This is a genomic window from Amycolatopsis cihanbeyliensis (assembly GCF_006715045.1).
Classification (GTDB): Bacteria; Actinomycetota; Actinomycetes; order Mycobacteriales; family Pseudonocardiaceae; genus Amycolatopsis; species Amycolatopsis cihanbeyliensis.
In genome coordinates, this window is the sequence record NZ_VFML01000002.1 from 691,241 (window position 1) to 704,215 (window position 12,975).

13 protein-coding genes are annotated in these 12,975 nt (G+C 68.4%); 5 read left to right on the forward strand and 8 right to left on the reverse strand.

Features of this window, described 5'->3' with window-relative positions:
- The first annotated feature begins 7 nt into the window (after positions 1-7).
- Positions 8-937 (forward strand): tyrosine-type recombinase/integrase, encoded by a 930-nt coding sequence (locus FB471_RS31815; RefSeq protein WP_142003520.1) that lies wholly within the window; start codon positions 8-10, stop codon positions 935-937.
- An 8-nt stretch (positions 938-945) separates the two neighbouring features.
- Here FB471_RS31815 and FB471_RS31820 read toward each other — a convergent pair whose 3' ends face one another.
- Entirely contained in the window at positions 946-1,176 is a 231-nt protein-coding gene (locus FB471_RS31820) for a hypothetical protein (protein ID WP_142003521.1), read from the reverse strand.
- A 59-nt stretch (positions 1,177-1,235) separates the two neighbouring features.
- A complete protein-coding gene (locus FB471_RS31830) occupies positions 1,236-2,066 on the reverse strand; it encodes a transposase family protein (protein WP_142003522.1) in 831 nt (276 codons plus the stop codon).
- A gap of 584 nt (positions 2,067-2,650) precedes the next feature.
- On the opposite strand from FB471_RS31830, the gene FB471_RS31840 reads away from it, so the two are divergent.
- The gene (locus FB471_RS31840) at positions 2,651-3,190 is read left to right on the forward strand and encodes an MBL fold metallo-hydrolase (protein ID WP_142003523.1); all 540 of its coding nucleotides are present in this window, start codon (positions 2,651-2,653) and stop codon (positions 3,188-3,190) included.
- A 173-nt stretch (positions 3,191-3,363) separates the two neighbouring features.
- Here FB471_RS31840 and FB471_RS35605 read toward each other — a convergent pair whose 3' ends face one another.
- Positions 3,364-3,933, reverse strand: coding sequence for a TetR/AcrR family transcriptional regulator (locus tag FB471_RS35605; RefSeq protein ID WP_142003524.1), 570 nt, complete (start codon positions 3,931-3,933; stop codon positions 3,364-3,366).
- Between the two features lie 82 nt (positions 3,934-4,015).
- On the opposite strand from FB471_RS35605, the gene FB471_RS31850 reads away from it, so the two are divergent.
- Both FB471_RS31850 and FB471_RS31855 read left to right on the forward strand, forming a co-directional pair.
- Positions 4,016-5,242, forward strand: a complete 1,227-nt coding sequence (locus tag FB471_RS31850; RefSeq protein ID WP_142003525.1) for an erythromycin esterase family protein — start codon at positions 4,016-4,018, stop codon at positions 5,240-5,242.
- On the forward strand, positions 5,239-5,760 hold the full coding sequence (locus FB471_RS31855) for an anthrone oxygenase family protein (RefSeq protein ID WP_142003526.1): 522 nt from the start codon (positions 5,239-5,241) through the stop codon (positions 5,758-5,760). The genes FB471_RS31850 and FB471_RS31855 overlap by 4 nt, the downstream gene beginning before the upstream one ends.
- On the opposite strand, the gene FB471_RS31860 is transcribed toward FB471_RS31855, so the two are convergent.
- The 4 genes from FB471_RS31860 to xylA all read right to left on the reverse strand — a co-directional run bounded on the left by FB471_RS31860 (position 5,738) and on the right by xylA (position 10,702).
- Entirely contained in the window at positions 5,738-6,385 is a 648-nt protein-coding gene (locus FB471_RS31860; protein ID WP_142003527.1) for a hypothetical protein, read from the reverse strand. The two genes, FB471_RS31855 and FB471_RS31860, sit on opposite strands and share 23 nt — an antisense overlap.
- A gap of 54 nt (positions 6,386-6,439) precedes the next feature.
- The gene (locus FB471_RS31865; protein ID WP_142003528.1) at positions 6,440-6,895 is read right to left on the reverse strand and encodes a hypothetical protein; all 456 of its coding nucleotides are present in this window, start codon (positions 6,893-6,895) and stop codon (positions 6,440-6,442) included.
- 6 nt (positions 6,896-6,901) lie between these two features.
- A complete protein-coding gene (locus tag FB471_RS31870; RefSeq protein ID WP_142003529.1) occupies positions 6,902-9,271 on the reverse strand; it encodes a glycoside hydrolase domain-containing protein in 2,370 nt (789 codons plus the stop codon).
- 258 nt (positions 9,272-9,529) lie between these two features.
- A complete protein-coding gene (gene xylA / locus FB471_RS31875; protein ID WP_142003530.1) occupies positions 9,530-10,702 on the reverse strand; it encodes a xylose isomerase in 1,173 nt (390 codons plus the stop codon).
- Between the two features lie 112 nt (positions 10,703-10,814).
- Between xylA and FB471_RS31880 the strand changes: the two genes are divergently transcribed.
- Positions 10,815-12,035 (forward strand): ROK family transcriptional regulator, encoded by a 1,221-nt coding sequence (locus FB471_RS31880; protein ID WP_142003531.1) that lies wholly within the window; start codon positions 10,815-10,817, stop codon positions 12,033-12,035.
- A 10-nt stretch (positions 12,036-12,045) separates the two neighbouring features.
- Here FB471_RS31880 and prcB read toward each other — a convergent pair whose 3' ends face one another.
- Entirely contained in the window at positions 12,046-12,789 is a 744-nt protein-coding gene (gene prcB / locus FB471_RS31885) for a proteasome subunit beta (RefSeq protein ID WP_142003953.1), read from the reverse strand.
- Positions 12,790-12,975 lie beyond the last annotated feature (186 nt).

The window sequence follows — 12,975 nt, forward strand, 5'->3', positions numbered from 1 at the left end:
TGGCCGTATGAGCGCCGATCTGGACATGCTGACCGCCGACTGGGAGCGGTCGCTGCGCGCCGCGGGCAAGGCCGACGGCACGGTGAAGCTCTACCTTCGCCACCTTCGCTACTTCCGCGCCTGGCTCACCGAGCGCGGCGCGCCACTCGACGTGGCCGAGATCACCAAGGACCAGATCGAGACGTATTTCCAAGAGCTGCTCACGCGCGCCACGCGCCGCAACGGACAGGAAGGCGAGCAGGTCAAGCCCGCCTACGCCAGCGCGCAGTACCGCAGCCTGCAACAGTTCTGGGGCTGGCTGGAGAAGGAAGAGGAGATCCAGACCAACCCCTTCCACAAGACGTCTCCCCCGGCCGCGCCGGTCCAGCCAGTACCCGTGCCGCCCGACGACGACGTGCGAGCGCTCCTGAAGACCTGCCAGGGGCGCTCGTTCATCCCGCTGCGCGACACCGCGATCATCCGGCTGTTCGCCGACACCGGTGTGCGCGTGGCGGGCATGGCCGGGATCGACCTGAACGATCTCGATTTCGATGTGGACACGGTGCGCGTCGTGCTCAAGGGCGGCCGCGAGTCCACGCTGCCGTTCGGCGCGAAAACCTCCGATGCCCTGCGCCGCTACCGCCGGGCACGCGCCAAGCATTCGCAGGCCGACCGGCACACGGCGTTGTGGCTCACCGACAAGGGTCCGTTCACCACTTGGGGCATCCGGCAGATGCTCGAACGTCGGGCGAAGGACGCGGGACTGGAGAAGTTCAACCCGCATCGGTTCAGGCATTTGTTCGCGCACACCTGGTTGACCGACGGCGGGTCGGAGACCGACCTGATGCGGTTGATGGGCTGGACCTCGCGGCAGATGGTCGCCCGCTACGCGGCGTCGGCGGCCGACGAGCGCGCTCGCGAGGCGCACAAGCGAGCGCAGCTCGGCGACCGCTTCTGACGTGGTGGTCAGTATCGTTTGCCGTCGAGGCGATGTACCGCGGATGTGCGTCGTCTGCGAAGTCCTGCTGTCACTTCTGCATCGTTTTCTTGCGCGATTTCCTCGCGCAGTTCGGAGATTTCTTGCTTGATCTTATCAAAATCGGCACGATTCTGCAATCGAATGTGTGCGCTCGTGAGTACCGCCATCCAGCTGGCGGCAGCGATAATGATCGTAATCTGAAGCGTTCCCGGAGCCACCAGTCCGAGTGATTCCAGCCAGACGAAAAACGCGGCCAGTGAGGTGATCTCAGCGACTTTTACGTGAGTCGGCCGTGTTCGAAATGGGTGAGCACGAGGGCGGCTTGGACGATGTCGTCGATCCTGCGAGGGCTGGTCGTGAGATGGCGCAGCGATCGCCAGCGCCCGGTCAGTAGCGCGAAGCCACGTTCGCCGAGGCAGCGCAGACTGCGCAGCAGCGCGTTGTAGGTCCGGGCGTCCGCATCGAGTGCTCGCCCGTTGGCTGGCTGCTTGATGGGCGTGTGCACACCGATTCCCGCCCCTTCGTAGCCGGGATCGGCCAGCGTGGACAGGTCCAGCCGGGAGGCGGCCCAGTACAGCGCGCCGAGGACCTGGTCGCGGGCCGCGGTCAGGTCGTGCACCGAGCCGGGCTCGACCTCGGAGACCCACAGCGGGAAGCCATCTGGGTCCATCAGCGCCTGCACGTTGCCGCCCGACTTGCGGGCCTTGCCGGAGTACCAGGCGTCGATCTGTTCACCCTTGACGCTGGTGGTCTTCTCGCCGAGCCGATCGGTGGAGAACACCGTCCCGTCCAAGACCAGATGCGGCGCGCCGTAGGCTTTGGCCTGACAAAGCGCATCGTGCAGGTCCGGCGCCTGGGCGGCGAGCACCTCAATCACCTCGGTGAGATAGCGGTAGCCGGTCGCCCGCGAGATGCGGTGATCACGCGCGAGCGCGGCCACGTCGCGGTTGTCCCGGAACCAGCGCAGCCCGAACACGGCCTGTCGAAAACACGTCAGCGCCCGGCTACCGCGGCGGGTGCCGCGCTCGCGACGCTCGGCGTGCAGGAGCCGGCTGAGGAACCAGGCCAGTTCACGCGGCACGTCGAGGATGGCACGATAGGCAATCACGTGGAGTCCTTCTGGTGAAGATCATCTTTGGCGAGAGACCTTCTACCAGGGACTCCACGCCCATCTTCACCCCACCCGCACGGCCTCCAGCAGGTCAGGCGCTACTCACGCACCAACGATCCTGATCTTGCTGAGATCACCTCAGTGGCCTGAACGGTCCTGACTAATCAGGTCACTCGCGCTGCCGGGTAGCCCGCCAGGAAACGTTCGTGACGGTGCAGACCGCGGACATCCGACAGCGGTGGGCGCGGCAGGAGCGGCCGTCCTGCTGGCCCTGCGCTTCCCCGCTGGGCCGCGTGGACCCTGCTCGGACTTGTTCACCCTCCAGTTCGCGATACCGAGCCAGACCGGTCACTACCTCCTGTGCGGGCTTGACGCGGCCCTCGCGCTCGCCGCACTGGCCACCGGCCCCGTCGACAGCGGGTTTAATGAGTCGTACCCGGTGGTGACCATCAGGCATCGCCCCCAACACCCTGACCGCGCCGACGCCGAATAATCCCGACGGTGGCGGAAAGCCGCAGCTCACGACGTATGTTCGTTCGCAGGCCGCCGACCTTGCCGGCAAGGGGCCGGGCTATCTGGAGATGTTCCGCGGCCTCGGCGCCCCGATCGCGCGGCAACTGGAAGGCGTCGAGCTGGTCGCACCGGACGTGGTCTACGACGACACCTACAAGCTCGACCTGGGTGGTCGGGTCGCGCGGATGCGCGCCACGGGGCGCGCCCACAGCAGGGGCGACCAGGTGGTGACCGTCCCCGACGCCGGTGTCCTGTTCACGGGTGACCTGGTCGAGGCCGGCCAGTTCTCGATCTTCCCGTGGTTCCCGCCGCATGACACCGACGTCTCGGTGGTGCGCTGGATCGAGGTGATGCGCCGCCTCATCGCCACCGACCCGAACGTGGTGGTACCCGGCCATGGCGACATCTCCGGCCCGCGGTTGCTGGTCGATGTCCGCGACTATCTCGAGTCGTTGCGCGATGAGACCTGGGTACGGCGCGACTCGGCTATGCCCCGGGAAACCATCGCCGCCGAGGTCACGGCGCTGATGATCGAACGGCACCCGGAGTGGGCCGGCCAGGACTGGATCGGCAAGGGCGTCGGCCGCTTCTGCGCGGAACACCCGTGACGCGCCGGGAACCTGGTGCGAGGTATGTGATGGAGGTGACCGGGTCGGCCTCGGTCCGGTCACCGGTCCAGCTCACTCCCCGGTGCGGACGAGGACACCGCCCCTGATCTTGACGAGGTTTCCAGACGTGGCTGCCCTCGTCGACCCGCGAAGGTACCCGTCTCCTACCTCGGTTACCACAGCAAACGGGACACACTGAGCGACAGCGCGCGCCGCGCTTCCTCGGCAGGCAGCGTGCCCGAGGTGACCTCGTCGGCAGCGGTGTGCGCGAGCGCGATGATGGCCGCCAGCAACCACTCCAGTGGGAGATCACACCCGAACTCTCCGCTCCGCCTGCCCCGGCGGATCACCTCGGCGAAGCGCTCCACGATCGGGCCGTGCAGATCGTGTGCCGTGTCGGCGGCGATGGGCTGGGCACCCAGCAGGGGATAGCGGCCCGCGGCATCCGTGCTCACGTCCAGCAGCCGCACGAGCACGGCCGCCGCGGACTCCCCCTCCCCTGTGGTCACGGTGTCCATGGCCGCCACCACCTCCGCGGTCACCTGCTCCAGCACGGCTTCGACCAGCTTGTCCCGCGTACTGAAGTGCGCGTACACGGTCTGCCGGGTGACCCCCGCGGCCCTCGCGATCTCGTCGATACCCGCGTCCGGCTGCCGGCCGAGAACCGTCGCGGCGGCCCGCAGGATCGCCGCACGACTGCGTTCGGCGTCGGCGCGGCGCCGCGGGCGGCTGTTCTCGGGCATCACGGGAATCCTAGCAACCTTGACGTCACTGTCAGAGTTCAGTTAATTTTTACATCGTTGTCAAAATTAACGAGGAGAGCGTATGCGGTTCGCCGAATGGGTCAAGCAGAAGGCGTTCACGGCGGACACCATCGATCCGGCGGCGCCGCTGGACGACCTGGAGCCGCTGGGTGAGCTGATCGGCGACGCGCGGGTCGTCGCGATCGGCGAGAGCGCCCACCACGCCCGAGAGTTCTACCTGCTGCGGCACCGCCTGCTGCGGTTTCTGGTCGAGCGACACGGCTTCACCCGCTACGCCTTCGAGGCGCCGTACGTCGAGTCGGAACCGCTGGACCGCTGGACGCGCGGCGGTCCGGGCGAGCTCGACGCGCTCACCGGCACGCCCGGGATGGCGTTGGCACACTGCCGGGACATGCACGACACGCTCGCGTGGCTACGCGGACACAACGCGACGGCACGGCGGTCGGTGCGGTTCACCGGAACGCTCGCGCAGGAACTGCCCGCCCTGGAGCGGTTCGGCGAGTACCTGCGCGTGGCCGACCCCGACGCGCTTCCCCTGCTGAACCGGGCGCTCACCTCGGCCCGCCGGTTCCACCAACGGTCCCTCGCACAAGCGCCGCACGACCACACCGCCGCGGACCAGCCGGAACGGGATGCGCTCGCCGCCGCCGTGAGCAGGCTGCTGGCCAGAATGGAGAGCATGTCCTCCGGGAACACGCCGGAGTGGAAGCGGGCGATGACCTACCTGCGCTCAGCCTGGCTGGCCGAGCACCAGTACCGCGACCTGGTCGGCCACGGCCTCGCGCTCGGCTCGACCTCGCTGGACGCCTTCATGGCGGAGTCCGTGCTGCGCACTCTCGACCGCGAGCCCGGAACCAGGATCGTGCTGGCACTGCACAATGTGCACCTGCGGACCACGCCGGTCGAACACACCGGACCTTCCGGGCTGTTCCCCGCCGGATATCACCTGCGCGCGGCGCTCGGCGAGGACTATGTCGCGATCGCCGCCACCGGAAACCACGGCCGGGTCATCTGCGGCGAACCCGACCCCGCCGAACCGACCGGTATCGCGCTCACCGAGCGGCCGCTGCCCGAACCCGTACCGGGCAGCGTCGAGGCCGCCTTCACCGACGAGGCCGCGTTGACCATCGCCGACCTGCGCGCCGCGCGGCGGGACATCGAGGACGCCGAGGCCGTCCGCGCGTTCCGCCACCAGGAAGACTTTCTCGACGTTCCGGTGCTCGAAGCGCTGGACGCCGTGGCGTACATCCCGTACCTGAACCCGACCGAGAGCCTGGGTATCCGATGAACACACTCCACTCACGACTGAGCACCGGAGCCGCGCTGCTGTGCACCGGCCTGCTCGCGGGCGCGTTCCTCTATGGCTGGGCCAACGTGGCCGCCACCTTCGCCAACGTTCCGCTGGACGTGCACCTCGCCTACCGGGTCGAACTGATGAAGCGCAACGGGACGATCATGCCGATCCTGATGGGACTGGCGATCGTCACCCTGGCCTGGTCGACCGTCGCGACAAGGGGCCGCACCCGGGCCCTCATCACCTGCGGCGCCGTCCTCGCGCTCACCGCCCTGCTGACGACGGTCTTCGGGAACGTGCCGATCAACGGCGAGATCAAGCGCTGGGCCGCGAGTGCTCCGCCTGCCGGATACGAGGACCGGCTCGACACCTGGGCGCTCTTCCACGACCTCCGGGTGGCAGCCGCGATCGGCGCGTTGGTGCTTCTCGTCGTGGCGGTCAGCAAACGATCATCACCTCCCCGCGGACCGCACGCGGCGGCCGGCTCCGTCAGTTGGGGTGGGCCCGGCTGAGGCGTTCGGGGGCGAAGGCATCGATGCTGCCCGCACCCTTGCCCGGGTCGGTGTCCCAGCCGCGCAGCTTGGCCACGAGCTGCTGATAGCGGGCGCCGGCCGGGGGCGCGGTGATGTGGAAGTGGGATTCCTTGACCGGGTTCAGGTCGCCACCCCAGGCGACGATCCCCTCGCAGTCGGCGAGAATATCGCGGATCACGATCTGCTGATCCTCGAAAAACCCGTCCTTCGCCCCCAGCGGGTACAGCAGCGGACGGATGGCGATCCCACTGCCCGAGAGATATGTCGACTCGTATCCGGCACGGAGGTGCCGGTCCGTGGTGTGGCCGGTGATCTCGCCGGGCTGCACCTGGGACTCGATTTCGTAGAGGAACCGCCGGGCGACATACAACAGCACCGGGGCCGCGGCGGGAGCAAGGCGCACCGACAGGGTGCTGCCCTCGATCCGGAACCGCTCGGCCTCGTCCCGGTCGAGGACGGGCCAACCGTTGCCACTCACCGTCCCCCGCCACGTCGACGTCGCGGGCACGGCCTGTGCGATGGCGGGAGCGGAGGCCAACACGGCGGCACCGCCGAGGGTCGCGCCGCCCAGGGTGAGGAAGCGGCGCCGGTTGATCGATGTCATCGTTGCGTGTCTCCCAGCGTGTGTCGTTCGAAGGTCCTCGCGGTGGCTTCTTGCCTAGGGTGTGGTGTGGTGCCGTGCGCGCCGGCGGCGGTAGGCACGAACACCCGCGTGAGCGGCGATGGCGACGGCCGTGACGAAGAGCAGCGCGGTGGCGACGTTGAGCGGCCAGGGCACGACATTCACGCTGCCCCCGTCCGGCCACACGCAGCGCACCTCGACCGGGTAGTCCAAGAAGTACCCGCCGTCGAGGTATACGTCGGCGCCCATCGCCGGCCGGTAGGGTGCACACAGATCTTCCGGCTGGTTGGCGACACTCGACCACAACGCGAGCGTGTGGGAGTCGACGGCCGCGATCAGCGACCACACCACGAGCTCGGCCCGCGCCCCACGCGAGCCGCGCGGTGCGAGCGACACCCTCCGCGTGGCGAGCCCGTGCACGATCTTGGCAAAGATCAGAAACGGGGTTCCGACCAGCAGCATGACGGCGGCATCGCTCGCGAGCTGTTCCATGGCCCGTCAGTCCTCCTTCAACGCGCGGAGGCGCCGGTCCTCCAGCCCGCGGAGGGTGTTGAGCGTGTCGGCGTAGCCCTTGCAGAACGCTCGCAGGTCGGACGGGGTGATGGAGGTCGGGTCGATCCACTCGCCACTCTGCCGCTCGACCAGCACCTCGCGAGCGGCCGCGTACTTCGCGGCGTCGACCGGGTTCGCCGGGGCGCCGGTCAAACACGCCACGGCGGCGTTGTTGGTATCCGTCATCGTGCCGTACCGGCTGGAGAAGAACCTGTTGACCCGGGAAAGGTGCCCGCCTCCGGTCAGCAGGTTCCGGAACTCGGTGACCACGTTCGCGCCGTCCCGTACGGCCATTCCGATGTGGTGGCCGTCCATATCCTCGATCAGGTCGTTCAGCATGAACGTCGTCGCCACGTTCGGCTTCGCCAGCCTGTCCATCGCGTACTTGTAGCCGTCCTTGTTCGTGGGTTCGTCCCGGACCCACTCACCGTAGAAGGTGATCAGGTCCCCACACCAGCCACCCAGATCGCCGAGGCTGAGCCCGGCACGGTCGCCGGACCCCTTCAGCAGATAGGCGTTCGCCGTCGCGCACAGGTGATCCACCGAGATCGCCACCCCGAACGAGGGGTCCTGGTAGTCGTATTTCGGGGCGTACTCGAGCCCGGCGTTCCGGCACTCGGCAATGAACCCCTCGTCCACACCCTCGAAGATGTTGCGCCATTCGAAGTCGTTGTACTTCGGATAGCGCAGCCACTCCAGGGTGAGTTTCGACGCGCGGGAGGAGTCGTAGCCGACCGCCAGGTTGTGCACCTGCTCGAGGTAGGTGAGGAACTCGTCCACCGTGGTGGTGCCGCGATTGATGGAGTTCACCCCGAAATCGGCGCCCGGCCGGTGCACCACCCGGTCCAGGTCGAACACGTCGTCGCCGTTGTGGAACTCGAACTCCTTGATCTGGTTGAACGACCAGTTCAACGGCAACGGGAAGCCCAGGTTGCCGGAGAAGCCCCACGACATGCCGGAGACGAACGAGTGAGACACGTACGCCTCGGCGCTGGCTCGGGCGCATACGTTCCGCGAGCCGTATACGCCGGGAATGTACTTGCTTCCCTGGCTGTTGAGGGCGCCCCGGACGCCGTGGAAGTAGGGCACGATGTTGGAGGAGATCTCCGGATCCGTCGCGTCGTAGTCGACGGCGAAGTAGACCACCGTTCCGCTGTTGAAACCGTAGTGCTCGCCCCGCGCGTGTGCCTTCAGCCCGTGCTGGTAGCCGGAGGAGTAGGTGAAGTCCTCCAGCTGGCGGGCGTTGTACTGCCAGATCGGGAAGCACCGCAGGCCGGCATCGAAGATCGCCTGCAGCTCCCCCGGTTTGATCTCCTTGTCCAGGGTGCCGCTGGGATGCTCGTCCAGGTAGCGGCCGACCGCGCGATACCCGGCCTGGTACAGGGCCTGCGCGCGGGAAGGGGTGATGGTGAACCGCGTGTCACACGCGTCAGCGGGCCGGTCGGGGTCCCCTGTGGACACCAGCAGCTGCGCCCAGGTCGCGAAGTCGCCGTCGCCGGTGTCCGGCAGGGCGGAGAACGTCTGAAACGCCCGGATGAACTCCGCGGTCGCGGAGGTGTACTCGTCCCGGAACCCCACGCCGGAGGTACCGGGCACGGGCTCGTTGAATATGCACGCGGCATGGAACAACTGGGTGACCGGCCCGGAGCTGCCGACGTGCTGGGGATGCTGCCGCAACGCGGCCTTCGTACCGGGGCCGAAGTTGCCGTTGGGGCCGGGAACGCCCATCTCGTACTGGAGCGCTTTCACCAACGCCTGCTGCACGTCACGCGAGAAATGACCGTCACAGGGGCCGATGAAGTAGTTCGGCTTTGTCCAGTATCGACCGTTCAACCACCGCTGGATCTCCAGGACTTCCTCCCGGCCACCGCCGAGAATGATATAGGCGTCCATGGTCAGCAGCGCCTTGAAGATCTTCGGGGTGACCTGGCCGCCGGTGGTACCGGACCCGCCGTCCGGCAGCCCCATGTCGCGCCGCATTTCCTTGACCGCCTCGGTCGTGACGGCCCCGTACCCGCCGTAACCATTGGCGCCCCAGTAACCCTTGCAGAACAGGGCATGCTGGATGATCCGCACGATGTTCGAGTTCTGGTCCCAGCCGAAGCCGATATCGCCGAGCGCCCGTACCCCGGAGAGGGTGCCGGGACCGAAGTTCGCCACCACCGGCGAGATACCCAGCTCGTGCTGGAGACCCATGGTGAGCGACCACATGGTGTTCCAGCCGGTGCGACCGTCCTCGGGGCATCTCTGGTACCCGGCCACACCGCCGTAGGTGGCGTTCACCCACTCCTGGGCTTCGAGAACCTTCTCGTCCATGCAGGCTCGCAGACCTCTCTACTCGGTGCGGCCGCGCGAGAACAAGGACAGCCGACGTGGCGCTGCCCCTTCCCGTCGAGCCGTATACGGTTAGGTGAACGGAGCCCTGGCGGGCGAGTACGCGATGACCCCCAGACCACCCCAGTAGTCGGCTGCTCCCGCACAGCCGGGGTGAAATCATAACCACTGTGTGATGATCCGTGATACCTCCACACGGACCATCACGCCGCGCCCGCGTCCGCACGCGGGGTCGCGGCCTCAGCCACGCGCGCCGATCAGATGTTCCAGTGCGAGCTGGGAGAGTGTGACGAAACCGTAGCCGCGCGCCGCGGCGGCCTCGGCGTCGAACTCCTCGTAGGCGGTACGGTCGGTGCGCAGGTCGGCGACGCTCTCCCCGGCCGCGAGGGTGGGCCGGCTCAGCTCGTCAAGGCCGGCGTCGCGCTTGGCCTCTCGCACCTCCGGATCGGCCCGGAAGGCCGCGGCGCGCTCCCGCAGTAGCAGGTAGCTGCGCATATTCGCGGCCGCGGACTGCCACACCCCTTCGATGCCCTCGGTGCGCAGCGGCTTGTAGTCGAAGTGCCGTGGCCCGTCGTACCCACCGCTCTCCAGCAGGTCGACGAGGAAGAACGCGGACAGCAGGTCGCCGTGCCCGAAGATCATGTCCTGGTCGTAGCGCGGCCCGCGCTGGCCGTTGAGGTCGATATGGAAGAGCTTGCCCGTCCACAGGGCCTGCCCGACGCCGTGCACGAAGTTCAACCCGGCCATCTGCTCGTGACCGACCTCCGGGTTCACCCCGACCAGCTCGCCATGCTCCAGCCGCGCGATGAAGGCCAGCGCGTGCCCGATCGTGGGCAGCAGGATGTCGCCACGCGGCTCGTTCGGCTTGGGTTCCAGCGCGAGGCGCAGGTCGTAGCCCTGATCGAGGACATACTGGGCGAGAGTGTCGATGCCCTCCGCGTAGCGATCGAGCGCCGCGAGCACGTCTTTCGCCGCGTCGGTCTCGGATCCCTCCCGACCGCCCCACAGCACGTAGGTCCGCGCGCCCAGCTCGGCGGCGAGATCCATGTTACGCATCACCTTGCGTAGCGCGAACCGGCGCACGGAACGATCGTTGCTGGTCAGGCCACCGTCCTTGAACACGGGATGGCCGAACAGGTTGGTGGTCACCATCGGCACCACCATTCCCGCCCCCTCCAGCGCCGAGCGGAACCGCGCGATCCTGCGGTCCCGCTCGGTGTCCGCACTACCGAACGGGACCAGGTCGTCATCATGGAAGGTCACGCCCCACGCCCCGAGCTCGGCCAGCCGGTGCACCGCCTCCACCGCGTCGAGCGGCTCCCGTGTCGGATCGCCGAACGGATCGTTCGCCCGCCAGCCCACGGTCCACAGGCCGAAGCTGAACCTGTCCTGACGAGTGGGCCGCGCGGTCATCGTGCCTCCCGGACGCCGAGTGGGTCGCCGATTTCGTTCAGTGGATGAACTTAGAGTCGGACACCGGCGACGTCAAGGATTCGTTCGGGCGTTGAACTAATACAATCGCCTGGTGCACAGCTCACCACCCGCCGGCCAGCACACCGTGCGCAGGCACAACTGCGCGCTCGTGCTGCGCGCCATCTCCGCGGCCCCCGGCATCTCCAGGGCGGACGTGGCCACCCGAACCGGACTGGCCAAGGCCACGGTTTCCAGCCTCACCGAGCGGCTGGCCAGGGCGAACCTGGTCACCCGCACCGGCCCGCAGTCCCGCGCGGGCCGCGGGCGCAGGGGTACCGGGCTCGCCCTGTCCACGAGCGGACCGCACGGGCTGGGCCTGGAGATCGGCGTCGACTACATCGCCACCTGCCTGGCCGACCCGCACGGCGAGTTACACGCACACCGGGTCCGGCACGGCGACAACCGGCCTCGCTCCGTGCGCCAGGTGCTCGCACTGGCCGCGCGCGCCGTGCGCACGGCGCTGCTCGACGCCGGGGAACGGGGTGTCCCGGTCGGCGGTGTCGCGGTCGCGGTGCCCGGGCTCGTCGAGGCGGCCACCGGCCTGCTGCGCACCGCGCCGAACCTCGGCTGGCAAGAGGTGGACATCGCGCAGTCCCTGCGTGCCCGGACCGACCTCGGCACGCTGCCGATCGTGCCGGGCAACGAGGCCGACTTCGCGGCTTCCGCCGAGCTCCTGAGCGGAGGAGGGGACGGCCCGCGCGATTTCGTGCACGTCTCCGGCGAGGTCGGCATCGGCGCGGGCATCATCATCGACGGCGCGGTCTTTCGGGGGGTACGCGGTTACGCCGGCGAGATCGGCCATCTCGGCGTCGATCCCACCGGCCCGGAGTGCCGATGCGGGGCGCGCGGTTGCCTGGAACGGCTCGCGGGCCAGGAGCAGATCCTGCGGGCCGCGGGGATCGACGGCGACACCGCCGAGCAGGAGCTGGAGATTCTGTTGCGACGGCTCGAGGCCGCCGACCCCCAGACCGTGGCCGCGGTCGAGGCCGCGGGCCGCTGGCTCGGTGCCGGGCTCGCGAACGTGGTCAACGCCGTCGACGTGCCGGCTGTCGTGCTCGGCGGCACCTACGCGATCCTGCAACCATGGCTCGAGCGACCGTTGCGAGCGGAACTCGACCGTCGCGTGCTCAGCGCGACGTGGTCCCCGATCACGGTGCTCCGCTCCCGTCTCGGCTCGGAGGCCGCCGTGCGGGGCGCGGCGGCCGCGGCCGTGCGAGCCATTCTCGACGACCCGGAGCCCTACGTCGCCGCCAGGGAACGCGGCACCGGCTGACCCGCGGGCCTCACGCGGGCAACTCGGCCGCGTAACCGGCCACGTCCTCCTCGCCGACCTCGACGTACCCGTCCTCGGTGACGACGGCGACCGTGGGGTACAGGCGCCGGGGAACATCGGGCCCGCCGGTGGCGGTGTCCTCCTCAGCGGCGTCGAAGAGTGCCTCGACCGCGACCCGCACGGCCTCGCCCCGGTCGAGGTCGGCCCGCCAGCGCTTCTTCAGTGTCCCCTTGGCGAAATGCCAACCCGATCCCGACCCGCCGAACTCATGCTCTTCCGCGGGTGAGCCGGCGACGTCGAAGGTGAAGATGCGACCCGCGTTCTCCAGCTTGTCCCAGCCCGCGAAGACCGGCACCGCGGCGAAGCCCTGCATGGCTTGCGGCAGATTCTCGCGAAGCATGACCGAAACGCGGTTGACCTTGGCCGGGAAACTCAGCTCGACGGCTTCCAGCTTCTCGTAGTGTTCGAGCTCGAGCCGAAAGAGCGACACCATTTCCTTCCCGGTGGCCACCGAACCGGCGAAGGCGATGCACGAATGACTGTCCGCCTGCTGAACCTTGCGAAGGTCGCGCTGGGCGATGAGATTTCCGGATGTGGCGCGCCGGTCACCGGCGATTACCACGCCGTCCCGAAAACGCAATGCGAAGATGGTGGTCCCGTGCGGCAGGTCCACCGGGGCGCCGTCCCGTCGACGCAGCGTCTGCGGCGCGTGTTCCTGGACCAACCGGAAGAACGAGGAGTCATCGACCGACATCAGAGCAGAGAACGAGTACGAGGACGGCTGCCGCGCCGGTGAATTCACAACAACCCTCACTGTGTCGCCCGTCACTACTTCTGCCTCGCGCCGAGATTCCGGATCATCCTATCGTCGGTGGGCACCCGCACACCAGTATGCCGCGGGGCGGGCCGCCATGAGACCCTGACCACCGGAGCCTCGGGC